This window comes from Streptomyces sp. NPDC046977, assembly GCF_040644455.1.
Lineage (GTDB): Bacteria > Actinomycetota > Actinomycetes > Streptomycetales > Streptomycetaceae > Actinacidiphila.
The window spans coordinates 145,100-168,799 of the sequence record NZ_JBEYWO010000004.1; the positions used below are offsets into that span (position 1 = coordinate 145,100).

The 23,700-nt window shown below is 72.9% G+C and carries 20 protein-coding genes; 7 read left to right on the top strand and 13 right to left on the bottom strand.

The window, feature by feature from the left end; genetic code table 11:
* Nucleotides 1-2 precede the first annotated feature (2 nt).
* Entirely contained in the window at nucleotides 3-431 is a 429-nt protein-coding gene (locus ABZ883_RS08090) for a DUF6210 family protein (RefSeq protein ID WP_360903383.1), read from the top strand.
* Here the strand turns inward: ABZ883_RS08090 and ABZ883_RS08095 are convergent.
* Nucleotides 418-1,206 (bottom strand): hypothetical protein, encoded by a 789-nt coding sequence (locus ABZ883_RS08095; RefSeq protein WP_360903386.1) that lies wholly within the window; start codon nucleotides 1,204-1,206, stop codon nucleotides 418-420. The two genes, ABZ883_RS08090 and ABZ883_RS08095, sit on opposite strands and share 14 nt — an antisense overlap.
* A 127-nt stretch (nucleotides 1,207-1,333) precedes the next feature.
* Between ABZ883_RS08095 and ABZ883_RS08100 the strand changes: the two genes are divergently transcribed.
* Both ABZ883_RS08100 and ABZ883_RS08105 read left to right on the top strand, forming a co-directional pair.
* A complete protein-coding gene (locus tag ABZ883_RS08100) occupies nucleotides 1,334-1,825 on the top strand; it encodes a DUF2975 domain-containing protein (RefSeq protein WP_360903389.1) in 492 nt (163 codons plus the stop codon).
* Nucleotides 1,825-2,082, top strand: a complete 258-nt coding sequence (locus ABZ883_RS08105) for a helix-turn-helix transcriptional regulator (protein ID WP_360903392.1) — start codon at nucleotides 1,825-1,827, stop codon at nucleotides 2,080-2,082. The genes ABZ883_RS08100 and ABZ883_RS08105 overlap by 1 nt, the downstream gene beginning before the upstream one ends.
* 114 nt (nucleotides 2,083-2,196) lie before the next feature.
* Here the strand turns inward: ABZ883_RS08105 and ABZ883_RS08110 are convergent, their stop codons facing one another.
* Nucleotides 2,197-2,988: an MBL fold metallo-hydrolase gene (locus ABZ883_RS08110; RefSeq protein ID WP_360903395.1), complete on the bottom strand. Its 792-nt coding sequence runs from the start codon at nucleotides 2,986-2,988 to the stop codon at nucleotides 2,197-2,199.
* A 77-nt stretch (nucleotides 2,989-3,065) separates the two neighbouring features.
* Here ABZ883_RS08110 and ABZ883_RS08115 point away from each other — a divergent pair, with 77 nt between their 5' ends.
* Nucleotides 3,066-3,668 carry an ABATE domain-containing protein gene (locus ABZ883_RS08115; protein ID WP_360903398.1) on the top strand — a complete coding sequence of 201 codons (603 nt, stop codon included), beginning with the start codon at nucleotides 3,066-3,068 and terminating at the stop codon, nucleotides 3,666-3,668.
* Between the two features lie 54 nt (nucleotides 3,669-3,722).
* On the opposite strand, the gene ABZ883_RS08120 is transcribed toward ABZ883_RS08115, so the two are convergent.
* The 7 genes from ABZ883_RS08120 to ABZ883_RS08150 form a co-directional block, all read right to left on the bottom strand.
* Complete coding sequence (locus ABZ883_RS08120; protein ID WP_360903401.1) at nucleotides 3,723-4,592, bottom strand: hypothetical protein; 870 nt, start codon at nucleotides 4,590-4,592, stop codon at nucleotides 3,723-3,725.
* Nucleotides 4,593-4,824: 232 nt separating this feature from the next.
* Entirely contained in the window at nucleotides 4,825-5,811 is a 987-nt protein-coding gene (locus tag ABZ883_RS08125) for an NAD-dependent epimerase/dehydratase family protein (protein ID WP_360903404.1), read from the bottom strand.
* Entirely contained in the window at nucleotides 5,808-6,245 is a 438-nt protein-coding gene (locus ABZ883_RS08130) for a MerR family transcriptional regulator (protein WP_360903407.1), read from the bottom strand. The genes ABZ883_RS08125 and ABZ883_RS08130 overlap by 4 nt, the downstream gene beginning before the upstream one ends.
* 64 nt (nucleotides 6,246-6,309) lie before the next feature.
* Nucleotides 6,310-7,563 carry a SpoIIE family protein phosphatase gene (locus tag ABZ883_RS08135; RefSeq protein ID WP_360904047.1) on the bottom strand — a complete coding sequence of 418 codons (1,254 nt, stop codon included), beginning with the start codon at nucleotides 7,561-7,563 and terminating at the stop codon, nucleotides 6,310-6,312.
* Between the two features lie 119 nt (nucleotides 7,564-7,682).
* Nucleotides 7,683-8,960 carry an aromatic acid exporter family protein gene (locus ABZ883_RS08140; RefSeq protein WP_360903410.1) on the bottom strand — a complete coding sequence of 426 codons (1,278 nt, stop codon included), beginning with the start codon at nucleotides 8,958-8,960 and terminating at the stop codon, nucleotides 7,683-7,685.
* Between the two features lie 156 nt (nucleotides 8,961-9,116).
* The gene (locus tag ABZ883_RS08145) at nucleotides 9,117-10,955 is read right to left on the bottom strand and encodes a S8 family serine peptidase (protein ID WP_360903413.1); all 1,839 of its coding nucleotides are present in this window, start codon (nucleotides 10,953-10,955) and stop codon (nucleotides 9,117-9,119) included.
* 143 nt (nucleotides 10,956-11,098) lie between these two features.
* The gene (locus tag ABZ883_RS08150) at nucleotides 11,099-11,611 is read right to left on the bottom strand and encodes a hypothetical protein (RefSeq protein WP_360903416.1); all 513 of its coding nucleotides are present in this window, start codon (nucleotides 11,609-11,611) and stop codon (nucleotides 11,099-11,101) included.
* Nucleotides 11,612-12,595: 984 nt separating this feature from the next.
* On the opposite strand from ABZ883_RS08150, the gene ABZ883_RS08155 reads away from it, so the two are divergent.
* The gene (locus ABZ883_RS08155; protein ID WP_360903419.1) at nucleotides 12,596-13,096 is read left to right on the top strand and encodes a hypothetical protein; all 501 of its coding nucleotides are present in this window, start codon (nucleotides 12,596-12,598) and stop codon (nucleotides 13,094-13,096) included.
* A gap of 94 nt (nucleotides 13,097-13,190) precedes the next feature.
* Here ABZ883_RS08155 and ABZ883_RS08160 read toward each other — a convergent pair whose 3' ends face one another.
* Both ABZ883_RS08160 and ABZ883_RS08165 read right to left on the bottom strand, forming a co-directional pair.
* A complete protein-coding gene (locus ABZ883_RS08160; protein WP_360903422.1) occupies nucleotides 13,191-13,946 on the bottom strand; it encodes an SDR family oxidoreductase in 756 nt (251 codons plus the stop codon).
* A gap of 49 nt (nucleotides 13,947-13,995) precedes the next feature.
* Nucleotides 13,996-14,424 carry a MerR family DNA-binding transcriptional regulator gene (locus tag ABZ883_RS08165; protein WP_360903425.1) on the bottom strand — a complete coding sequence of 143 codons (429 nt, stop codon included), beginning with the start codon at nucleotides 14,422-14,424 and terminating at the stop codon, nucleotides 13,996-13,998.
* A gap of 320 nt (nucleotides 14,425-14,744) precedes the next feature.
* Here ABZ883_RS08165 and ABZ883_RS08170 point away from each other — a divergent pair, with 320 nt between their 5' ends.
* The gene (locus tag ABZ883_RS08170; RefSeq protein ID WP_360903428.1) at nucleotides 14,745-17,987 is read left to right on the top strand and encodes a family 78 glycoside hydrolase catalytic domain; all 3,243 of its coding nucleotides are present in this window, start codon (nucleotides 14,745-14,747) and stop codon (nucleotides 17,985-17,987) included.
* A 146-nt stretch (nucleotides 17,988-18,133) separates the two neighbouring features.
* Nucleotides 18,134-19,060, top strand: a complete 927-nt coding sequence (locus ABZ883_RS08175; protein WP_360903431.1) for an ADP-ribosylglycohydrolase family protein — start codon at nucleotides 18,134-18,136, stop codon at nucleotides 19,058-19,060.
* Nucleotides 19,061-19,213: 153 nt separating this feature from the next.
* On the opposite strand, the gene ABZ883_RS08180 is transcribed toward ABZ883_RS08175, so the two are convergent.
* Both ABZ883_RS08180 and ABZ883_RS08185 read right to left on the bottom strand, forming a co-directional pair.
* Nucleotides 19,214-22,900, bottom strand: coding sequence for a S8 family serine peptidase (locus tag ABZ883_RS08180; protein ID WP_360903433.1), 3,687 nt, complete (start codon nucleotides 22,898-22,900; stop codon nucleotides 19,214-19,216).
* A gap of 244 nt (nucleotides 22,901-23,144) precedes the next feature.
* Nucleotides 23,145-23,528: a VOC family protein gene (locus ABZ883_RS08185; protein WP_360903436.1), complete on the bottom strand. Its 384-nt coding sequence runs from the start codon at nucleotides 23,526-23,528 to the stop codon at nucleotides 23,145-23,147.
* Between the last annotated feature and the right edge of the window lie 172 nt (nucleotides 23,529-23,700).

The following is a 23,700-nucleotide window of genomic DNA, read 5'->3' on the forward strand; positions in this document are numbered from 1 at the left end:
TCATGACTTTTCGGCGCTTCGTCTCCCTCGATCCTGACGGCATGAGTGCCGGCGGCTGGCTGTATGTGGTGGTCGAGGCGAAGACGGGGGTCGTCTACCAGCAGCAGTACGGCGGAACCGCGTGTCGGCAGGGACGGGTCGAGGGCTTCCTGGTGCCGATGTTCGGCCCCGATGAACTGGCCGCGCTGCGCGAGCTGTTCGAGACGGACTTCCGCGGTGCCGGCACCTGGAACCACGCATGGCCGGATGGCGAGCGGGACAGGCTCGGCGAGATCGTCGGGGCTGTCGTCTACTGGGCATGCGACGGTTCCGTGGAGGAGCCGCATTCCCTCCGGCTGGACGAGAGCCGGATCCGTGAAGCGGACGAGGCCTGGGTGCCGGTGATCACGCCGGACGGCCCGGGGGTGCTGGTGTGGTTCAACTCGGACTGAACGACCGCGACGACTGACCCGTTTCCGTGGCGGCAGCCCGGTTGGGCCCGTTCCCGCCGCTGAGGGCGTCGGCCAAGGCCTCGGCCTGGTCCGGCGTGATGCCGAGGGCGAGCGGGATCCGGCGGGGGCTGTAGGGCGAGGAACAGATCGCCACCGGGCCGGAATCGGTCACGCGCCAGCCGGGCTCGTCGTCGAACGTGTCCTCGCCCATGAGCGCTTCGGTCAATTCCGCGGCCGCGTCGGACGGTATGCCGCAGCGCGACAGCGCACGCGCCACGGCGTCGCGGGCCTCGTCGGGCGTGTCGGCGTCGCCGAGCATGGGAAGCAGCAGCAGAAGTCGCTGGGAGGGGTCGGTCACGCCTTCGCCGCCGTGGAGCGGGGATGCGGCAACCGCGACCAGCTCGGACCAGGAAAGTCCGGGGCCGGCTCCCTCGGCGCCGCATTGGCCGAGGTGGCCGAGCCGTCCCCACTCGGGGTGGCGGACGAAGAAGGCCACGTCGCTCATGTCCTCGTCGTTGGCGTACACCACGTAGGCCGTGTGCCCGCCGGCGAAGGGCACCCGTAGGGCAGGCCAGGGCGATCCGCTGTCGCCGAGGCGCTCCACCATCTCCTCGTAGGCGGCTGGGTCCACCCCGTAGCGTTCGGGATCGTCGCCCGGATCGCCCATGGTCAGGATGAGGTGAGCGAGCCAGAAGGCGGGTTCTCGCGTGAGGTCCTCGCCTGCCGCCAGCGGGCGGCCGTCCGAATACTCCGGGATACGCAGCGATACAGCCATGTGCGGAGCGTACGGGGGCATCCTTCCCCGTCCCTGCTGCGGGGGTCGGCCGGCCCGCCACAGCGCCACTTGCCTCACCTATCGATATTCGATAGATTCCCATCGTAACTCGATTGAAGGGTGAGTCATGGGAAAGCTGACAGTGGCCGCGCTGCGCACCGTGCTCGTGCTGGTGCTCACCGGCACTGTGTTCGTACAGGCCCTGCTGGTGTGGGTGTTGATCAGCGGGAGCGACCCGGAGGACGGGACGCTCCCACTGACCGCATTCCGCGTGGTCACGATCCTGGGCATGATCGCCGCCCAGGTGGCCCTGGTCTGCGTCTGGCGGCTGGTGACGATGGTGCGCCGCGGAACCGTCTTCTCCCACGCCGCCTTCCGGTACGTGGACATCGTGATCGGCGCGATCGTGGCGGCCTCCCTCGTGTGGTTCGCGATCACGATCATCAATGCGCCGGGCCAGCGGGAGGATCCGGGCGTCACGCTCATCATGGGCGGGATCGGAGTGGCCATCCTGGGGGTCGCACTCCTCGTGCTCGTCATGCGGACGCTGCTCGCCCAGGCCGTCGCGCGCGACGTCGAAGCGTCGCAGATGCGGGCCGAGTTGGACGAGGTGATCTGATGCCGATCGTCGTCGACGTCGACGTGATGCTGGCCAGGCGGAAGATGTCCGTGGGCGAGCTGGCCGAGCGCGTGGGGATCACGCCGGCCAACCTGGCGGTCCTCAAGAACGGCCGCGCCAAGGCGGTGCGTTTCGCCACGCTCGCCTCCCTTTGTGAGGTCCTGGAATGCCAGCCCGGCGACCTGCTGCGCTGGGAGGCCGAGGCCGAGGCCGGGGACGCGGCAGTGGCTGAGGCCGAGGTGCCCCGAGGGGCCTGACGGCGCCGCCCGAGGAGCAGACCCCCGTCCTTCCGCATGGGAAGGGCGGGGGTCTGTCGTTCGCGGGAACGGGCCGCGGACGCCCACGCGTTGGGGGCCCGCCGGACCGCGGCGTCAGTCCCGCCGACCCCAGTCCAGGCGGTCGGCCAGCCCGGCGGCGGCGAAGGCCGCCGTCAGTTCGTCGCGGCCTTCCGTGAAGTGGGCCCAGCTGTCGTAGTGGACGGGGACCACGCGGCGGGCGGCGAGAAGTCCGGCGGCCTCGGCGGCCTGGGTGCTGTCCAGGACGATCGCCTGGTTGTCGAAGAGTTCGGGGAAGCGGGGGGCGCCGGCGAAGAGGAGGGCCGTGTCGACGGGGGCGAAGCGCTCGGCGATCTCCTTGACCGCGTCGAGGGACGCGTTGTCGCCGCTCACGTAGACGGCCGGCAGGCCCTCCCCGGTCAGGACGAAGCCGACGACCTGCCCGAGGACCGGCTCGACCTTCTCGCGCGGGCCGGGTCCGTGGACGGCGGGGACGCCGGTCACGGTGACCGTGCCGCCGTCGGGCCGGTTCAGCTCGATGGATTCCCAGTCGGCCAGGCCCTTGGCCCGCTCCTTCAGGCGCTGTCCGCCACCGGGGGTGGTGAGGGTGAGGGGGACGTCGGCGAGCAGGGCCCGGCCCGAGGTGTCGAGGTTGTCGGGGTGCTGGTCGTGCGAGAGCAGGACCACGTCGACGGGGCCGAGATCGGCTGGGGCCCCGCCGGCGGGGGCGGTCTTCGTCAGGAACCGGCCGCCGGGGCGGGGGTAGTCGCCCGGGGCGTCGAAGGTCGGGTCGACGAGGAAGCGCAGGCCGCCGTACTCGAAGAGGGCGGTCGGGCCGCCGAAGACGCGGACGGGGAAGGGGTTGGTCGCTGCGGAAAGGGAAGACATGGAGCACCTCACGGATGGGCACGCTTTAACCGTGATAACACGGTAACCGTCTCTCACGGATGCAAGCAAGCCGTACCATGAGACACGTGAAGGAGTCCTTGATCGAACCGTCCGGCCTGCCGCCCGCACAGGGCGAGGCGGAGCATCTCGCTCTCGCCCTCGCCAACAGCGCGATCGCGCTGCCCGGCGGGCACATGGTCGATCTTCTGGGGACTCCCGCGCAGGCGAACCAGTGGCTCGCGGAACGTGGTCTCGCGCCGGTCGACGCCGGCATGCGGGAGATGTGCGCGACGCAGTTGCGCTCGCTGCGCGAACAGGTCAGGTCGCTGTTCGCCTCCTGGACCGAAGGGCTGCCCGCCCTCCCCGCCGCGGTCGGCGCCGTCAACGACGCCATGACCCGGATCCCCACGGTGCCGTTGCTGCAGTGGGACGACGAGACCGGGCCCTACCGCGCCACCCCGCACCCCACCACCGCGATCGTGGACCACGCCCTGGCCGTCCTGGCCGCTGACGCCTCGGACCTGCTCACGGGTCCCGACGTGGACCGCCTCACCGCGTGCGGTTCCGCTCCGTGCAACCGCTACCTGCTTCGCTACGGCCGCCGCCAGTGGTGTTCCACCCGCTGCGGCGACCGCGCCCGCGCGGCACGCGCCTACGCGCGCCGCACCGCCGCCATGTGACCGGACGCGGCGGTGCCGGACTGCCTCCGGTGCCGGTGCCGGAGGCGGCCGCCGTCAGCGCGGGACTTCGGTGGCCAGTCGCAGCGCCCGCGCGTCCGCGGCGAGGGAGTCGAGGTCGATCTGCCCGTTGCGCCCCGTCGAGGTGACGGTGCCGATGGTGCTCCGGTCGGCCCACACGCAGAAACCGAGCCGTGCGGTGCCCTTGGCGGTCACGGTGACCAGCGCACAGTGCATGCGGCCGTCGAAGACATCGCTGTCGACCTGCCGCCGCGTGCCGTACGTGACCTTCACCTTCGTCTTGCCGCCGGCCATCGCGGCCAGCTCGGTCTCGCTCTGCTTGCGTTCTTCCTCGCCGAACGCGGTGTCGAGAACCTCGTCGGGGTCGAGGCCGATGTCCTCGCGTGCCTCGAAGCCGAGGAAGGACACGTCGCGCTGCTGCTCCGCGTCGCGGTAGCCGGTCACGACCGGCGTGACGTCCGGGATGGACTCGATGAGCTGCTTCATCGCGCCGGTGTCGTCGTTCCAGTTGTCCAGGGCCTGCACGATCTCCGGATCGTCCTCGGCCATCTGCGCCATGCCGCGGAACTCCGCACGGGGCACCAGGTGGTACGTCGAGGCCCAGGGCAAATGGGCGGAGACGGCGTCATCGGCCCAGGGACCGGCGTCGGTGAAGGCGCCGACGCCGAAGCCGACCACCAGGCCGAGGGCGAGGAAGAGCACACGGCGGGACTTGGGGCGCTGAGGCTCCGGGGCCCCGATGGGCTGCGGCACCCAGGGAACCTGCTGCTGGGCCCCGGTGACGGCCTGGGCGGTCCCTCCCAGGGCGGCGGCCGGCGCCGCGGCCTCGGAACCGGCCTTGACCGCGACCCCGGCAGTCTCCCGAGCCGCCCCGGAATCCCCGGTCCCCGTGTGCTCTCCGCCCATGGACGTTCCCTCCCCAGTCACCCCATTGCGTCCGAACATCACAACGGCCGCGGCATTGCCGCGTCAACGATCTTTTATCCCGACCTCGGCCGTTGCTCGCGCTACGCCCCGAAAGATCCCCCCGCAGAAAGATCCCTGCGTGCCGCGGATCCAGCCACCCTTCACCTGCCCACCGCCTGCACGTCATCCGGCGGTCGGCCCGCACGGTGTGTCGGCCAGGGGCCGCACCGTGTCAGGGGCTGTCGGCCGGCGGTGTCCAGAGGCCGAGGGCGCGCAGGCTCTCGGCGGAATCAGCGATCGTCGTGTCGGAGGGGCGCGGGCGCCAGCCGAGTTCCTCGCGGGCGCGGTCGTTGCGGATGACCGGGCGGGGGAGATCGTCCCCCGGTGCCTCCTGGGTGGGCACGCGGGCGGCCGGCGCGCCGAGCCGGCGGCGCAGGACGGCGGCCACTTCGACGAAGCTCGTGGTCGGGCCGTCGGAGACGGCCAGGAACCGCTTGCCCGCGGCCTCGGGGGCCGCCATCGCCCGGAGGTGCAGGTCGGCCACGTCGCGTACGTCGACGACGCCGAAGCGTGCGCGGGGTGCGATGCCCATCGTTCCGTCGAGCATCGCCATGATCAGCTGCATCGAGGAGCGCAGATCGGTCGTGAGCGTGGGCCCGAGGATGAACGTCGGGTTCACCACGGTGAGTTCGGTGTCGCCGCCGTCGCGTTCCATGAGGTCCCACGCGGCACGTTCGGCGATCGCCTTCGAGCGCGGATAGGGGGCGAGGCCCGGCGTGCCGGGATCGGTCCAGTCGTCCTCGGTGAACTCGGACCCCGGTTTGGGGGTGTAGCCGATCGCCGCGAACGACGAGGTCAAAACGACGCGCCGGGCGCCGGCGTCCCGTGCGGCACGCAGGAGCCGCAGCGCGCCGTCCCGGGCGGGGACGATCAGGTCGTCGGGGTTCTCCGGTTGGACGACGGGGAAGGGCGAGGCGACGTGGTGGATCTCCTCGCAGCCCGCGACGGCGGCCTTCCAGCCGTCGTCGGCCGTCAGGTCCACGGCGACGATCTCCAGGCCCGCGTCGTCCGCCCCGCCCCGGCGCACGGCCGCACGCAGCTCGGGCTCGCGGTCCATGGAACGCACCGCGGCCCGTACGGGGCGTCCGGCCCGCAGCAGTGCCGCGACGAGGTGCGTGCCCAGGTAGCCGGACCCGCCCGTGACCAGGACCGGGTTCATCGCGGCACCCCCAGGCGGCCGGCCGCGTCCACCACACGCCGGGTCGCCTCGGCCTCCGCGGCGCTGTCGCCGCGCTCCCGCGCCTCCCACAGCGCGGCCTTCTCCCGCACGTAACCGAGCCGTGCGTGCTGGGCGGCGATCTCCGCCTCGATGCGCTCGGCGTGGCGGAGCAGCAGGTCGCGCTGGTCACCGGCCCCCGCGCGCCCGCGCGCCCGATTGGCCTGGTAGGCGCGCATGTCCTCGATGCCCACGCCGACCGCGCGCAGGCAGGCCAGCGCCTCCAGCACGTCGAGGTCCTGGGGACGGTAGCGCCGGTGGCCGTTCCGGTCGTCGCGGTCGATCGGGCCGAGCAGCCCGACGTCCTCGTAGTAGCGCAGCGTCGGCTCGCTCAGCCCGCTGCGCCGGGACGCGTCCTGTATGCCGAAAGTTTTCATGCGGACAGCGTCACAGACCTCAAGCGCTTGAAGGCAAATGCCGGATCCCCCGCGACCTCGCGGCTCACAGCCGCACGGTGACCAGGGCGATGTCGTCGGCACCCCCGTGGCTGAGGCCGAGGCGGTGCAGGACGGTGTCGGCGAGGGGTTCCGCGCCGAGGTGGGCCTCCTCGGCGAGCGCGCCGGTGAGGCGGGCCAGGCCGACGTCGATGTCCTCCCCGCGGCGTTCGATGAGGCCGTCGGTGTAGAGCACGAGCACGTCGCCGGGCGCGTACGTCACGCTCGCCTGCGGCCGTGGCGCATGCGCGGGCCCGGCCCCGAGCGGCGGGTCGGTGGCCCGGTCCAGCAGGACGCAGTCCCCGTCGGCCCGCAGCAGGACGGGCGGCGGATGCCCGGCGCTGCTGTACCTGATCTCCCGGCTCGCCCGGACGATGAGCACGCTCACCGAGGTGGTGGCCAGGGCGCCCTCCACGCTGCGGGCGTACTGCCCGAGGATCTCCAGGGCCTGCGCCGGTTCGGGGACGGTGCGCATGGCCGCGCTCAGGGCGCTGCGCAGCATGCCCATGACGCTCGCGGCCTGCAGCCCGTGGCCGACGACGTCCCCCACCGCGACGGCGAAGCGGTCGCCGGGCAGGTCGACCACGTCGTACCAGTCACCGCACACGTTCAGCGAGCCCGCGGCCGGCAGGTACCGCACGGCGACATCGCCGTGCTGGGCGAGGTCGGGGGAGTGCAGCATCGCGTCCTGGAGGGTCAGCGCGACCTGGCGTTCCCGGGCGTGCGCCTGCCGCAGCTCCTCGTTGAGCAGTTGCAGTTCGCGGGCGCGCGCGTACAGCTCGGCCTCCATCACCTGCTCGCGCGCGCTCAGCCGCCCGCCCTCCGGGTGGTGGCGGTGGCGGCGGGCCTGCACGAACGCGGTCACGTCCTCCACCCGGTGGATGATCCAGGACACGCTGCCGTCCGGGGCGAGGACCGGGGTGTTGATCGGGCTCCACCAGCGCTCCTCGAACGCGCCGGGCCGTGACACCACCGGGATGTCGTACTTCTGCGGGGCCATGGTGTCGGACGTGCGGAAGGCCAGGACGCGTTCCAGCGAGGCATTGAGATTCCGCACCCCGTCCGCCTGGGGATCGGCGGGGTTGTCGGGGAACGCGTCGAAGAGGTACTGGCCGAGCAGGTCGTCGCGGGTCCGCCCGGTCGCCTCCAGGTAGGCCTGGTTGACGGCGACGATGACGAGATGCGGATCCAGGACCAGATTCGGGCTCGGCGTCGCCGCGAACAGCGCCTCGTAGTCGATGTCCGCCGCCGGCACCGTCATCCGGCCGTTGTCCGTGCCTGGCAGGCCCACCCGTCCAATTTATAAGGTGCGCCCCGCCGCCACCTGTCGCACGGCCGTCCGCCGAGGCCCGCGCGGGCCACGGCGGACGGCCGTGCGCCTCATTCGCGCGGCCACACCCCGCGCTGCAACCGGCGCAGGACCAGGCCCTCCCCGCGCGGGGCCGGCCGCGGGGTCCCCGGCCCGCCCCGGAGGGCGTCGCGGACGCGGGTGAGTGCGGCGAACCGCTCCCGGCGGGCGCGTGCGGCCCGGTCCAGCTCCTCCATCAGGCGCTGGGCGCGGTGTTCGGGAGCGAGTTCGTCCAGGATGCGGTCGACCTCCGCCAGGACGGCGCCGTGCAACTGCCAGGAGTGCGGATGCTCGCGCACCCGGTCCAGCAGCAGTTGGGCGACGTTGTCACGGCTCGCGCGGGCGGCGCCGAGTTCGGCCGCCAGCCGGTCCTCGGCCTCCTCGGCGTTGCGGCTCACCTGGGTGGTGACCAGGACGGCGAAACTCACCAGGGCGCCGCCGAGGTGGGCGAAGAGCTGCTCCATGCCCACCGCCACGTCGCGGGCGAAGAGCGGCTCGTTCCCGCCGCGCCGTCTGGCCAGGTCGGTCAGCGACCGGGTCAGGACGCGCAGCACGACCACGCAGATCTCCAGGGTGTCCAGACCGGTCCGCAGCACCACCCGGGACAGCAGCCCCTCCTTGACCCGCGGGTTGAGGCGCAGGCTGTCCTCGGCCCGGCGCAGGGCCACGTCGACCTCGGAGACGTCCTGGTCCAGCCGGCGTGCCTCGTGCAGCCGGGCCTCGGCGTGCTCGACGGCGGTCGGCACGTCCAGTTCCTCCGAGACGCGCAGCAGGAGGTGCCGCATGCGGCGGGCCAGGTCCTCGATGGACTCGCCCGCGGTGCCGACCCACACCGGCGGGGCGAAGAGGAAGTTGAGCAGCAGGCCCACGCCCGCCCCGATCAGCGTCTCCAGCACCCGGTCCCATGCCTGGTGCGCCAGTTGGGACACCCCGAGGACCAGCATGGCGCTGATCGCCACCTCGTTGACGAACTCGTCGACCCGGACGAACTGGCCGACCACCAGCGCCGCCAGGACGACGAGGCCGAGGCTCCACCAGGTCAGGCCCACCAGCGCGCTGAAACCGACGGCCAGCAGCACCCCCACCACCACGGAGTTGACGCGCCGGATCCCGGTGGTGAGCGTCGAGTAGAGCGTGACCTGGACGACGAGCAGCGCGGTGAGGGGCGCGGTGAGCGGTGCCGCCTCCGTGCTGATCCGGAGCGCGATGACATAGGAGATGGTCGCCGCCACGGTGGCGCGCAGCGTCAGCGTGACGACGGGGTCCCTGCCGCGCTTGAGCAGCGCGGCGACAGCTTCACGTGCAGGCATCCCCTGACCTTGCCCGCACCGTCCGTTCGTACACCTGACCTGGGCACATGCCCAATGGGTATTCCGTCAACGAGTCGATGGGGAAGGGCCGTTGACGTGAAATGCACAGCGCCGGGGCGGAGGGCACGCGCCTCGCCCCGGCGCTGCCGGCCGGTGTCAGTTCTGCGACGCCGGACCTGACGGCATGTACTCCTGCCCGTCGTACACCGGGGGCACCGTCGGCAGGCCGAGGGCGATCGGCGCGTCGGGGAGGCCGGCGCCCTGCCGCAGCGCGTCGGCGCCCGGCACGGGCCGGCTGGCCGTGCGGAGCAGCGCCATGAGGTGGTCGGCGCGCTCGGCGGTCCGGGGGTGCGGGGAGCTGCGCAGCTGGTCGTGGTGGGCGAGCAGCAGCGCGGCCAGACCGGTCAGGTGCGCTGCGGCCAGCGCGGTCCCGTCGGCGACGGAGTACCCGTTGCCGGGCACCGTGGTGACGATCGCCGCGCCGGGGGCGATCAGGTCGACCCCGGGCCCGACCGGCGTGAAGGGCGCCGCGAACGGGCCGGGCCACGGCGGCTGGACCGCGGCCACCGGGCTGCCGGGCGGGTAGGTGCCGGTGTGCGCCAGCGCGCCGACCGCGAGCACGGTGGGCAGCGCCGCCAGCGGCGAGATCGCCGCGTTGGTGTCGCCCGCGGGCGCGATGACGGCGATGCCGGCCGCGTGCGCGTCCAGCAGCTTCCACGCCACGAGCTGGGAGGGCTGGCCGTAGGACAGGTTGATCTGGGCCAGGTCGATGTCGTGGGTGACGCAGCGGTCGATCGCGTCGAGGAGGTCGCTGACCCGGCCGCCCGGGAAGAGCTTGAGGGCGTGGAGTTCGGCGTCGGCCGCGATGCCCGTCATGCCGGAGCGGTTGTCGGCGGCGGCCACGACTCCGGCGCAGCGGGTGCCGTGCCCGGTCGCGTCGGCCTGCCATCCGCCGTCCTCGGCCCCGGGGGTGAAGTCGGCACCGTGCCAGACGGTGTCCTTCAGGTCGGGGTGGTCGGCGTCGACACCGGAGTCCAGCAGGGCGATGCGGATGCCGTGCCCGCGGTACGTCGGCGGGATCTGGTGCAGGCGCATCGCCTGGGTGCCCCAGCCGACCAGCGGCTGGTCGGGGAAGCCCTCGAAGGTGTCCGACAGTGCCACGACCTCGACCGCCAGCTCCGTGGACTGCGCGGCGTCCTCCAGCAGTTGCGGACGTCCGGTGCGGATCGGCCAGTAGCCGCCGGCCGGGCGGACGAACAGGGAGCGCAGCGTGGCGGGGGTGTCGGCGGGCAGCGTCAGACGCGCGCGGCCGTCGGCCCCGGTGACCGCGTACGAGGTCATGGTCATGCCCGTGGCCCACACCTCGGCGCCGCCGACGGACTGGCCGTCGCTGCCCGTGACGCGCACGGTCAGCTGCTGGGGCTCGCCCAGGGTGACGCCGACCGACGGGTCGGAGGCCGGTGCCGCGAGCGCCGCGGGGGCCGGGGCGGACGGGTACGACAGCGGCTGGTCGGCCTCCACCACGATCTGCGGGTTGGCGGCCAGCGCCTGGGCCCGCTCGTGGGGCATCGCGACGACCGCGACCGCGGGACACATCGGCAGCGGGCCGGCGATGGCCCCGAGCCCGCGGGCCCGCGAGGGCCGGACCTGGCGCAGCGGCTCGACGTCCGGGTCCTCCTCCAGCAGCTCGAACAGGGCGGACGCCTCGATCGGCGGCACGCCGCCGGGCAGCCAGGCGACGGGCTTCGGCGCGACGAGGTAGCGCCCCCAGCCGCTGCGGGTCTGCCGCGTGCTGTCACGTCCGGGGGTCTGCCGGAACGGCTGCCCGGTACCCCGGCTCTGGTCCTGGTCCTGCTCCTGCCGGGCGCTGCTCTGCCCGCTGGTCTGCGGCTCCCGCGGGCCGCCGGTCTCGGGCGCGGGGCCCGTTTTGCGGCCACCGTTCCTCGAGCCGCCGGTCCCCTTCGCCGCGGCGCCGTTGCCGTGCTGCTCGCTCATCACTCCGCCTTCACCCTGGTCGTTCCTGCATGTCCACCCTCAACAACCGGCCGCGCGTGTTCCGGTGCCGGACGCGCACGGCCGTGGTGACGGCCCCGGCCGGGCGGGAACACCGAGGTGTTCCCGCCCGGCCGGGAAGCCGATCAGATGCCCATGGGGGACATCTGCGCGTAGCCGTACTGCGGCTGGCCGAAGTGGTGCTGGCCGTACACGGCCTGGTTGCCCTGACCGAACTGGCCGTACTGGCCGTACTGCTGGCCCTGGCAGTTCTGCGCGAGAACGGCGTGCACGACGGGGGCGACCCGGCGGGCGCACTCGGTCACGACGGCGCTCCAGGCGTGCGGGGGGATCTGGCCCTGGGCCTGGATACCCATCGCGATCTGCGGGTCGATGCGCATCTGCTCGACGACCGCGGACACGGCGGTGGCGGCGGAACGCAGCGCCACCTCCGTCACCAGGAGCGGCAGCTGCTGCTGACCCTGCTGCCCGTTGCCGTACTGGCCGTACTGCTGGAACGCGCCGTGCTGCTGGCCCCAGGCCTGCTGGCCCAGACCCTGCTGCGCCGCCCACGGCTGCTGCTGGCCCCAGGACTGCTGGCCGAACTGCTGGGCGTACGGCTGCTGCTGCCCGAACTGCTGGGGGGTGTAGACCGACATCAAACTCCTCCTTGGGAGATGTGTGGGAGAGGGAAATCGCGACGGCGGAGCGGACGTGGGTCAGGGCCGGTCCGCCGCCATGGGCAGCAAACCATTACGGGATGAAAACCGCTTCTTGTGACATACCGTCATAGGCCCGCGGATCCCCCGGGTGGTCCATGTGCCGCCCGTCGCTGTCGGCCGTCCGGCTGACACGCGCGGGCCCGGTGCCGTGCTCCGGACCCGGTGCGTCGCGGACGGTGACGGCCGGGAGGGGGGCGGCCCCGGACCTGGAGCGGTGCCGGGTGCGCGGTGTCCGTCACTGTTCCGGGAGGTGATGTGGGGAGGGATTCGGTGGACGCGGGCGGCGCGGGCGGTGACCTGGCGATGAGCGCGCGCGGGTGGTTCGCACGGGCCCGCGCACCCGGCGACGGCGGAGCCGCCCCCGTCCGATGCGCCGATCACGGGGCACCCGCCGCCTGGGCCGAACGGGGGACCCGCGCCGCGGGCCCCGCGTCGTCGGCGATCACCCGTACCGGCCACCGGATGTGCGCGCCCCCTCGCGCAGGGTGATGGTGGCTGAGGCTCGCCCCGGTCCGTGACAGGTCCCCGAAGCGGCGCCCCGCCGCAGGTCGTGAGCCCCTTTCTGGAGGTGACGTGTTGTCCCGAATAGCAACGCCTTCGGCGTCCCCGCGGCGACGCCGAGGCTGCGTACGGGTGGGAGCTGTGGCCGTGAGCGTGGCCTTGGCGTCCGCAGGAGTGACGGGAGCGGCGTACGCGGAAGGCATGAACGCCGGCCACGCCGCGGTCCCGCGATCCGGCTCCCAGGGCGGTGCCGCCCATCCGTGCTCCGGCATCCCGTACCTGCCCCATTACTGCCCGGTCCGTCCGGGCCGGCCGGGTCCCCCCGGTCCTCCCGGTCCCCCTGGTCCTCCGGGGCCTCCCGGTGCCGGCGTTCCGCACGACCTGCGGGCCTTCGCCGAGCCCGGTGTCTTTCAGCTCATCGTGCCCAGCGGGCTGACCCGGGTCTTCGTCCAGGTGTGGGGTGCCGGCGGCGGCGGGAGCGGGGTACCGGTCAGCGGGGGCGGCGGAGGCGGCGGGGCCGGCGGCTTCGCCTGGTGCGTCCTGCCGGTCGTTCCCGGCGGGCAGGTGAACGTGGCGGTCGCCCCGGGCGGCGCCGGTGGTGTCGGCGGCGATGGAGCCGACGGCGGGGTCACCAGCGTGGTCGCCGTGGGCGGCGGGACGGCGACAGCCACCGGCGGCCAGGGCGGAACCGGGCCCAACGGCCTGCCGGGCGGCGTCGGTTCGTGTTCGGCCGGCGCCACCGGTGAGGTCCGGACGGGCGCCGGTGGCCGGCAGGGCGACACCGACACCGGCCTGGGCGGCCCCGCGGTCGACGGCATCGTCGAGCCCGCACCGCCGGGGGCGGGCCGGGGCGGGAACGGCAGTGTCGCCTCCGCGCCCGCCACCAGCGGCGGCAACGGGTACGTCGTCTTCTGGTGGTAGTCCCGCGCCGTGCCTGACGTGCGCGGTGGGGCCCCGGTGCCGGTGAGGTCGTCCCGGCACCGGGGCCCCGCGCGTCAGGGGCGCGGTTCCCGGCTCAGATGCTGAATCCGCCGTCGACGGTCAGCAGCGCGCCGGTGATGAACGCGGCGTCCTCGCTCGCCAGGAAGACGACCGCCTTGGCGACATCGCCGGTGGTGCCGAAGCGGCCGAGGGGGGTCATCGCCACCTGGGTCGCCGCGAAGGGGCCGTCCGCCGGGTTCATGTCCGTGTCGGTCCCCCCGGGCTGCACGACATTGACGGTGATGCCGCGCGGGCCGAGGTCCCGTGCCCATCCGCGGGCGAGCTGGTCGATCGCCGCCTTGCTCGCCGCGTACTCGGCTACGCCGGGCGTGGGGATGCGGTGGGCGACGATGCTTCCGATCAGGATGACGCGGCCGCCGTCGGGGAGGAAGCGGGTCGCGGAGTGCGTGGTGACCACGGTACCCATGACGTTGGTGGCCATCATCCGCTGGACCCCGTCGAGAAGCTCCAGGTCCAGTTGGTCGACCGTGCCCATGACGGCGACCCCGGCGGAGTTCACCAGCACGTCGATCCGGCCGCCCAGGAACTCGGCGGCCTGCTCGACGGCGGTCGACGCCTCGTGGGGAACGGCCTGGTCCGCCTGAAGGGCGATCGCCTTGGCGCCCATGGCGACCAGTTCCGCGACCACCTTTTCCGCCTGCTCGCGGGAATTCCGGTAGGTAATGGCGACACTGGCCCCTTCGCGTGCCAGTCCGCGGGCGATCTCGGCACCGATGCCCCGCGATCCTCCGGTCACGAGCGCGGTCTGTCCTGTCAAAACCTTGGGCATGAGAATGTCTCCTGTTGCGATTCAGCCGAATATCACTGCTCGGCCGACGCTAGGGATTGACGTTAGTGTCAAGGTCAAGTCGGTTGCCGTGCCGGCCGCGGCCGTGCGGTTCCACGCTCATCAGGCGGAGGTACTCGCTGATGGCGGCGCGATTGCGGGACAGCACCTCGATGCGGCGGTCGATGTTCTCGATGTGCTCCCGCAGGGCCGTGACCTCGTCTTTGTCCAGCCCGCTGCAAGCGGCGTGGGATTTCGGGTCCTGAGGCCCGATCCAGGGCAGCACGGTACGTACAAGGCGCGTGGGAAGTCCCGACTCGATGAGTTCGCGCAGATGCAGGACGAGGGCCAATTCGGCTTTCCCGTACTGCCGGTACCCATTGCTGCCGCGCCAGGGAGTGAGCAGCCCCTGCTGTTCGTAATAGCGGAGCATGCGCGGGGTGACCCCTGTTTTGTCGGCAAGCTCGCCGATGGTCATCATGGTGACGCCTCTCTCGACAATCCGGGGTGCGTCCAAGGCGCGGTCGATATGGTGCCGCCGTCCGCGCCGGAGGCGGCCGTGAGCCATCGCCCGGCCGTCCGGTCCGCCTTCCGTTCGTGGAGAAGACGCTAAACCTTGCCATTAATGTGAAGGTCAAGCGGACATGGGATCGCGTGCGGCGTCGGGCCCCCGGGCGACGACACCTTGTCCGTCTCCCGACGCCTGTGGTTGAGTGGGCATGCCAACCGAATGAAACGTTTCACTCTGTGCGGCCGCATACCGCCGCGCGCCGAACCGTGCGTCATCGAGGGGAGCAAGCGTTGAGGAAGCGCAGGATCACCGCCGGGCTGGTGGTGTCGCTCGTGGCGGCCGTCTCGGGGCTGGGCGCGACGCCCGGCGCGGTGGGGGCACCCGTCCACGGTCTTCGGCAGGACCGGACCTCGGGCGGGACGGCGTTCGTGGTGAGCGGGCTCGAAGTCGAGCACCAGGTCCGGCCGCTGGGCATCGACGTCCCGCGGCCGCGGCTGAGCTGGCAGGTGACAGAGGGCCGCGGTGCGGCCGGTCGCACGGACGCCGGGCAGACGGCCTACGAGATCGAGGTGTCGACGTCCCACGGCGGCCGGGCGGACGTCTGGGACAGCGGGCGCGTGCGCTCCTCGCGCTCCTTCGACGTGACGTACGGCGGCCCCGGCCTCGCCTCGCGTGCGCGCTACTACTGGCGTGTCCGGGTCTGGGACGGCTTCGGAAAGGCCTCGCCGTGGAGTGACGAGGCCCGATTCGAGACGTCGTTCGTCGATCCGGACGACTTCCGCGGGGCATGGATCGGGGCGCACGCGGAGGCGCCCACGCTGCGCCTCGACGACGCGCGGTGGATCTGGTATCCCGAGGGCAACCCCGCCGACTCGGCCCCCGTCGGGACGCGCTACGTGCGCCGCACCTTCGACCTGCCCGCCGATGCCCGGATTGGTTCGGCGGAGATGCAGCTCACCGCCGACGACCGTTTCACGCTCTACGTCAACGGCACCGAGGTGACCGCCTCGCCGCGCGTCGCCGACTCCTGGCGGACGGCCGGCGTCGTCGACATCGCGCCGTACCTGCGCGCGGGCCGCAACGTGCTGGCGGTCGAGGCGGCGAACACCGCCCCGGGGCCCGCGGGCGTGCTCGGGAGCCTGCACTTCCAGGGGACGGGAGCCCCCGCCGACATCGTCACCGACAGCGCCTGGAAGGCCTCCGGCTCCGCGCCGGACGGCTGGGAGCAGCCCGGGTACGACGACGCGGCATGGCCGTCCGCCCTGGCGGCCGCCGCCTACGGTGCGGGCCCCTGGGGCCGGTCGGTGTCGGCCCCGCCGCCGCCCGAGACGCTGCTGCGCGAGGAGTTCACCGCGGACCGGCCCGTCGCGTCGGCACGCGTCCACATCGCGGGCCTGGGGTACAACAAGCTCTACCTGAACGGCCGGCGCGTCGGCGACCGGGAACTCGAGCCCGGGTTCACGGTGTACGACAAGACCGTCCTGTACTCGACGTACGACGTCACGGACGCGCTGCGCACCGGCGGCAACGCCATCGGGGTCAGCCTCGGCCGCGGCTTCTACGCGATGACCGACCCGGACGAGTGGAAGGCGTCGTCCTGGTGGGGCGAGCCCAAGCTCAAGCTGGAGCTCGACATCACTTACACCGACGGAACGCACCGGCAGGTGCTCAGCGGCGACGGGTGGAAGGTGGCGGACGGGCCGACGACCAACCAGTCCCTGTGGTTCGGGGAGACCTACGACGCCCGTGCGGAGCAGCCCGGTTGGGACCGCCCGGGCTTCGAGGACGGCACCTGGCGTCCTGCGCTGAAGGTCGACGGCCCCACGGGGACGCTCCGCTCGGAGAGTTTTCCGCCCGTCAAGGTGACCGACCGCATCGCGGCCGTGCACACCACGACGCCGGCCGCCGGTACCCACGTCTACGACTACGGCAGCCCCACTGCCGGCTGGGCGCGGATCGGGGTGCAGGGACCCGCCGGAGCGACGGTGACCGTCACCTACGGCGAGAAGCTGCGCGCGGACGGCACTGTCGACAACACCGGCGCCTTCGGCATGGCCCTGCAGAGGTACACGTACACCCTCAAGGGCGACGGGATGGAGCAGTACCAGCCCAGCTACAGCTATGCCGGATTCCGCTATGCCCAGGTCGTCGTTCCCGACGGGGTCACCCTGCGGTCGGTCGACGGCATGCGGGTCCACACGGCGGTGGCGTCCACCGGTGACTTCAGCAGCTCCAGCGACCTGCTCAACCGCTACCAGGACGCCCAGGCCGACACGATCCTGAACAATCTGCACTCGATCCCGACCGACACGCCCATGTACGAGAAGCGGCCCTACACGGCCGACGGCTTCCTGTACGCCGACTCGGCGATCGCCAACTTCGACATGCAAAACTTCTACGAGAGCTGGATGCGCTCGCACCGCGAGGACCAGAACGCCGACGGTTCGATCGGCCCCACCGTCCCCACCACCGAGTCCGGCAAGCAGGTGAAGGACCCCATCTGGTCGGCCAGCCTCGTCCTCGGCACCTGGGACCTGTACTGGTACTACGGCGACACGAAGGCGGTCGCCGACAACTACGGCGCCATGAAAGCGTGGCTGGAGCACTACGAGCACGACATCGCCGGCACCGGCGGCATCTACACCGGCTTCAGCTACGGCGACTGGCTCTCCCCGGAGGGCGCGGGCGCACCGGAGGGTACCCGGCTGTCCGGGACCGCGTACCTCTACCTCACCGCGACGCGGCTCTCCACGATGGCGCGGGCGCTCGGCCACGACGCCGACGCACGGCACTTCGGCGCCTTCGCCGCGCAGGTCAAGGACACCTTCAACGCGGCCTTCTACGACCCGGACGAGGGGGTCTACTACGACAACAGGGCCGCGGGGTACCGGCAGACGGCGAACCTGCTGCCGCTGAGCTTCGGGCTGGTGCCCGAGGAGTACCGCCGCACCGTGACCGACCACCTTGTCGAGGACATCCACGCGCGCGGCGACCACCTGGACACCGGCGCCCTCGGCACCAAGGTGCTCCTGCCCGTCCTGACCGACGCCGGGCACGCCGACCTGGCATACACGGTCGCCACCAACCCGACCTACCCCGGCTGGGGTTACTGGTTCGAAGGGCTGGGCGCCACGACCATGTGGGAGGAGTGGAACGCGAACTCGCGCTCGCACGACCACGCCTTCATGGGCACGGTCGACGACTGGCTCTACCAGGACGTCGCCGGCATCGAACCCGCGGCGCCCGGCTACACGAAGGTGACCATCCGCCCCCACACGGTCGGCGGCCTGACCCACGCCTCCGCCCACGTCCAGTCGCCGCTCGGCCGGATCGCCTCGTCGTGGACCCGGGCGCACGATCGCTTCACCCTGCGCGTCGAGGTGCCGGTGGGGTCGACCGCCGACGTCCTCGTACCGGTGAGCGGACGGCAGCGGGTCCACCCGCCCGCGGGAGCCGTGGCCGGTGAACGCAGCGGTGGCCACGCCCACTTCACGGTGGGCGCGGGGAGCCACGAGTTCCGCGTCACCGGGTAGGCGCGGACGCCGCCCGGTGCGGCGCCCCGTACGGCGTGAGCCGCGCGGGGCGCCGGACCGGCCCCGGCCTGCGGGAATCCGTTCGCGTCCGCGGGGGACCTGCGACGACAATGCCGGTTCCGGCAGTCGTTCGAAAGGTTCTTGTGATGAGCGGTACGTGGCACGCCCGCGCCAGTCTGGACGGTCTGGTGATGGGCGACGCCTTCGGCGACAGCTGGTTCACGCGTTCCGACGAGTCCCCCGAGGAGCAGTGGGCCGCGCGGGAGACGCGCCCGGCGCCGTGGCTGTGGACGGACGACTCCGCCACCGCCTTCGTGCTGTTCGCGCACCTGACGGCGCACGGCGAGGTCCGCCCGGACGAGCTGGCGCGGGAGTTCGCCGCCGAGTACGAGCGGGACCCGGCGCGCAAGTACGGCGGGTCGATGCACGCGGTGCTGCGGCGGATCGGCGACGGCGAGGACTTCAGGGCCGTCACCACGGGGCAGTTCGACGGGCAGGGCTCCTACGGCAACGGCGCGGCGATGCGGGTCGCCCCGCTCGGCGCGTGGTTCCGGGACGACCTGGCGGAGGCCGCCCGGCAGGCCCGGCTGTCGGCGCTGACCACGCACGCCCACCCGGAGGCGGTGGCAGGCGCCGAGGCCGTCGCGGTGGCCGCCGCGCTGGCGGCGGCAGGGGACGGCCAGGACGCCCCGCCGCGGGACGAGTTCCTGCGGGAGGTCGCCTCGCACCTGCCCGACAGCGACGTGCGCTCCGGCCTGCTGGTCGCCGCGCGCTTCCCCGGGCACACATCGGTGCGCCACGCGGCGTCCGTCCTGGGCTCGGGAATGCAGATGTCGGGCCCGGACACGGTGCCGTTCGCGCTGTGGTCCGCGGCGGGGCATCTGGACGACCTGCCCGAGGCGCTGTGGCAGACGGTCGCCGGATGGGGCGACCGCGACACCACGTGCGCCATCGCCGGCGGCGTCGTCGCGGCCCGCACCGGGACCTCGGGTCTCCCGGCCGGATGGACCGAGGCCCGGGAGTCCATCCCCGCCTGGAGCCGCTGGGTCTCCCCGGAGACCGTCCGCCCGTAGCACGCGAGGCGGGCCGGCAGATACGGACGGGGGAGCGCGTATCTGCCGACCCGCGGTCACGGTACCGCTCGGGGGGCACCGCCGTACGGGCGTCGGCCAAGTGCGTCTGATTACAGGCGACTTGTCGTACCGACGCCCGTACGGGCGGGGCCGTCAGCGCAGACCGAAGGCGCGGATCACCGACTGGGTGACGGTGTTCCCGGCCGAGTCGCGGGCGGTGGCCCGCAGTGAGACGAAGCCGGCGTGCTTCGGCGGTGCCACCGCGTAGCGGCCGTCGTGCGCGCAGTCGGCCTTCCGCCAGGTGCGCCCGTCGTCGTAGGAGAACTCCACGGTGACCGGGGCGATGGTGCCCGCGCCCGCCGCACCCGGCAGGTGCGCGGCCGAGACCGCGACCTCGGCGTGGCGGCCGGCCCGGCCCTCCGCGTCGGTGTCGACCCCGTAGTCGAGCTGGATCAGCGGCAGGACCGCCGAGCCGTCCCCGGCCGGCGCCGCGGAGGTGAAGCCCCACTCGGTGTGCGTGCCGGTGGAGTACGGGCTCACCGAGGCGTCCCGGCTGCCGTCCAGCACCAGGCGGTACGGCAGGCGGCCGGCGGCGGGCGCGTCGGCCGCGACGGTGGTGTACGAGCCCACCGCCAGTCGCGTGCTGCCCTGGTAGAGGGTGAGGGACTGCCGCATGCGGTCGTAGTCCATGGACATGCCGACGTGGTCGGAGCCGCCCCACGCGGGAACGTCGAGGTTGAGCCGGCTCCCGCTGCGGGTGGGCAGCTTGTAGTTGTCGTTCAGGTGCGGCCGCTCGACGGGCTTGAACCACTCCTGCGCCTGGGTGCTGCCGGGCCGGTAGGTGGTGCGCGGCTCGATCTCGTAGATCAGGCCGTCGACGTACGCCTCCTGGCCCCAGGAGTTGCCGCTGCCGGTGGAGACCCAGTCCACGCGGTCGCTGTTCATGTCCTCCCGCGTCGTCAGGCCGATGCCCCAGTTCGAGTACACGGGCCAGTCGTAGCGCCATTCGCCGCCGCCCAGGGACGGGTCGGGGCTGTCGAACGCGACGTCGACGCGGGCCAGGTTCTTCGAGGAACCCTCGACGACCAGGTCGGCCGGGACACGGTTGTGCCACGTCCACATCAGGTCGTACACGTAGGGGCTGTTGGGCTGGGAGTCCACCGTGAGCACGGCTCCGCGAGCGGTGGCCTGCCGCAGCAGCCGCTCGCCCTCGTCCGTGCTGAGCAGCGCGACGTCGAGGCCGGCGGCCGTCTGCCAGTCGGGGCCGTAACTGCGGATCTGGCGGCCGGGCTCGTTGTTGACGACGAGCAGCAGCTTGGCACCGGCCGCGACCGCGGCGGTCGCCTGCTCGGCGTCGCCCACGGCGTCGTTGCGGCGGACGACCACGGCCTTGCCGCGCGCGTCGATCCGCGCCCAGTCCGCGGCCGCGCCGTTCCCCGCGGAGACCAGCGGGAACCGGTAGTGGCCCTCGGCCAGCGGGGTGACCGCGTCCTGCCGCAGGACGTCGGTGAAGGCGCCGCCGGCAGTCGAGACGGCGAGCACCGGCTGCTCCTTGCGCCAGCGGGCGCCGAGCCAGAAGTCGCCGTGCTTGACGTCATGGGTGGTCGGCTGGGCCCAGAGGCTGTCGTAGCTGGTCTGGGTCTCCATGTAGTCGCGCCAGGTGCCGCCGCCCATCGACCGGTTGTACTCCAGCCGCTGGTAGGTCGTCTCGGTCGACCGCGGAGTCGTCATGTCGACCCGGCGGAGCTTGCGCGCGTCCATCGTCACGGTCCTGTCGCGGTCCATGACGACCTCGGGGTCGCCCAGCAGCGCCATGCCCATCGAGTGCGGGCCGTGCACGCCTTCCACGGCCTTGAACGACAGCACGGAGTACACGTCGTCGGGCAGGTACGTCTCCAGCACGCCGGACTCGTCGACGATCCAGAACTCGGGGCCGAACTCACCGGACCTGAGCAGCTCGACCACACCCGACATGGGGTTCCCGTGGCCGTCCTTGAGGACCACGGTCAGCTTGTGCGCCGCGTCGCCGAGGGACACCGCGGTGTGCGCGGCGACGGCCCCGGAGGCGTCGGTGGCCAGGATCTGACCCGTCCAGTGGCCGCTGCCCGTGGCCTTGGCGGCGTCGATGGTGAGCGTCACCGCGGCGGTGCCGTGCGCGGGGACGACGACCTTCGAGGCGGAGAGCCCGAACAGGCCCGCCGGGGCGTTCGGGGCCTGCACCGAGAGGCCGAGTGTGACCGCGGAACCACCGGTGTTGGTGTACGTCACCGGGCGCTGCACCGCGCCGTCGCTCGCACCCGCGAAGGCGGTCGCCGAGGCGAACACGCCGGCGCGCAGCGCCGCGGGCACGTCGACCCGGCCGCTGCCGGCCTGGAAGGCGTCGTACTGCGGGGTCTGCTTCGAGCTGCTGACCAGGAGGTCCTTCAGCTGCGCGCCGGTCAGCCCGGGCCGGGCGGCGGCGAGCAGGGCCGCGGCGCCCGCGACGTGCGGAGTGGCCATCGAGGTCCCGCTGAGGGTCTGGTAACTGCCCTCGCCCTCGGCGGCGTACTGCGAGCGCGCCGCGAGCACGTCCACGCCGGGGGCGGTGATCTCCGGCTTGAGACCGCCGTCGCCGACCCGCGGGCCCTGGCTGGAGAACCACGCCAGGTCGTCCGAGGAGTCCACGGCGCCGACGGTGAGCGCGGCGTCCGCCGCGCCGGGCGCGCTGACCGTGTCGGGCGCACCGGAGTTGCCGGCGGCGATGACGAACAGCGTGCCGGTCTCGGCGCTCAGGCGGTTCACCGCCTGGCTCACGGGGTCCGTGCCGTCCGACGGGGCCTGGCTGCCCAGGCTCATGCTGACGATCTTGGCGTGCTGGTCGACCGCGGCCCACTCCATGCCGGCCAGCAGCCAGGAGTCCTGGCCCTGACCGGTGTCGGCCAGCACCTTGCCGATGTGGAGCGCCGCACCGGGGGCGACGCCCCGCTCCTTGCCGCCCGAAGCCGCTCCGGTGCCGGCGATGGTGGAGGCGACGTGCGTGCCGTGACCGTTGCGGTCGGTGACGTCCTCGCCGGGGACGAAGCTGTCGGTGGCGGCTATGCGCCCGCCGAAGTCGGGGTGTTCGGCGTCGATGCCGGTGTCCAGGACGGCGACGTCCACGCCCTGTCCGGTGTCGCCGTCGGCCCACGCGGTGGGCGCGCCGATCTGGGCGGTGGTGTCGGCGAGGTCCGCCTTCACCACGCCGTCGAGCCAGATACGGGCGATGCCCGCACCGAAGGCCGGCGCGCCGCTCCCGGCCGTCTTCCTCGCCACGTCCGCCGGTGCCGCGGTGACGGCCCGCCAGAAGTCGGCCGAGCGGTCGCGGTCCTCGGTCAGGGCGGCACCCTGCACGCTGCTCAGGTCCCGGACGCGGGTCGCGCCGGCGGGCGCGGTGGCGCGCAGGCCGGTGGCGGAGCCGGTGTACGAGACGATCAGCGGCAGCCGGTCGCGGTGCGCGTCGTCGTACCCGTCGGCGACCAGGTCGCTGATGTTGAACAGGCGCCGGTCGAGCGTGCCGGCCGCCACATAGGGCAACGCGGCCTCGGGGAAGACGTACAGGTCGCCGCCGGACTCCATGACGTGCGCCTCGGCGGGCCCGCCCGCGGCGGCGCGCACGTCGACCGTGCCGCCCTTGCCCGAGGACTGACGGGTCGTCACCACGTCGCCGGTGATCAGGGTGACGGAATGGGAGCCGGGCGGCACATTGCTCTGTGCCGGGGCGGTGGTGGGGGAATCGGGGGACGCGATGGCGGGATGTGCCAGGGACAGAACGGCGGCGCCGGCGACGGCGAGCACGCTCCAGCGTCTCGGTGATGATCTCAAGGGGCGTTCCTTGCGGTTCTTCCAGGGGGCCGGTAGCCCCGCCGGCATGTCGAGACCGCCCGGGTGGGGAGGCACCGCATCCTGGCGCGAGAACCCGGAGTAAGGGGCAGCCCTTGCGGGGTGATCTTTCCCACCCACGCGACCGCGTCGAACAGGTTTACGCCCGCGGAACCCTGCAAGAAAAGACGGCACTTGACGGGTCGTCACCGCACGGAGACGGTGGTCCCCAGGACGTGGGCCTGAGCTAGGCGTCGTCGCGGCACAGGCAGAAGGGATGGCCGGCCGGGTCGAACAGCACCCGGACGTGCTCCTGCGGCTGGAACTCCGCGACGGTGGCCCCCAGGGCGACCGCGTCGGCCACCGCCGAGTCCAGGTCGCCCACTTGGAAGTCGAAGTGCATCATCGGGCGCTGATCGCCACCGGCCGGCGGCCACACCGGCGCGTGGAAGCCTTCGGCCTTCTGGAACACCAGGAACGGTCCCTGTGGTGAGGAGGCCACGACGGCGGTGCCCGGCTCCTCGTGCCCGAGGTGCCAATCGAGGAGTGCCGCATAGAACCGCGCCAAACCGCCGGGGTCCGGCGCCTCGACCGTCGTCCCCCACCACATACCGCCCGTACGAGATCGCATGCCTGAGCCTATCCGGGGCCCCCGTGCCGCCGCCGGTGATCGGGCCCAAGTGGTCGCCTCCGGCGACGGTGCGCGCCCGACGCCCCAGGTTGTTTCCCCTCCCTCCCGCCCTCCCCCAACCTTCGGCCGGGGGAGGACCCCGGCGCACCCCCTCCCGGGGTCGTTGCGGCGG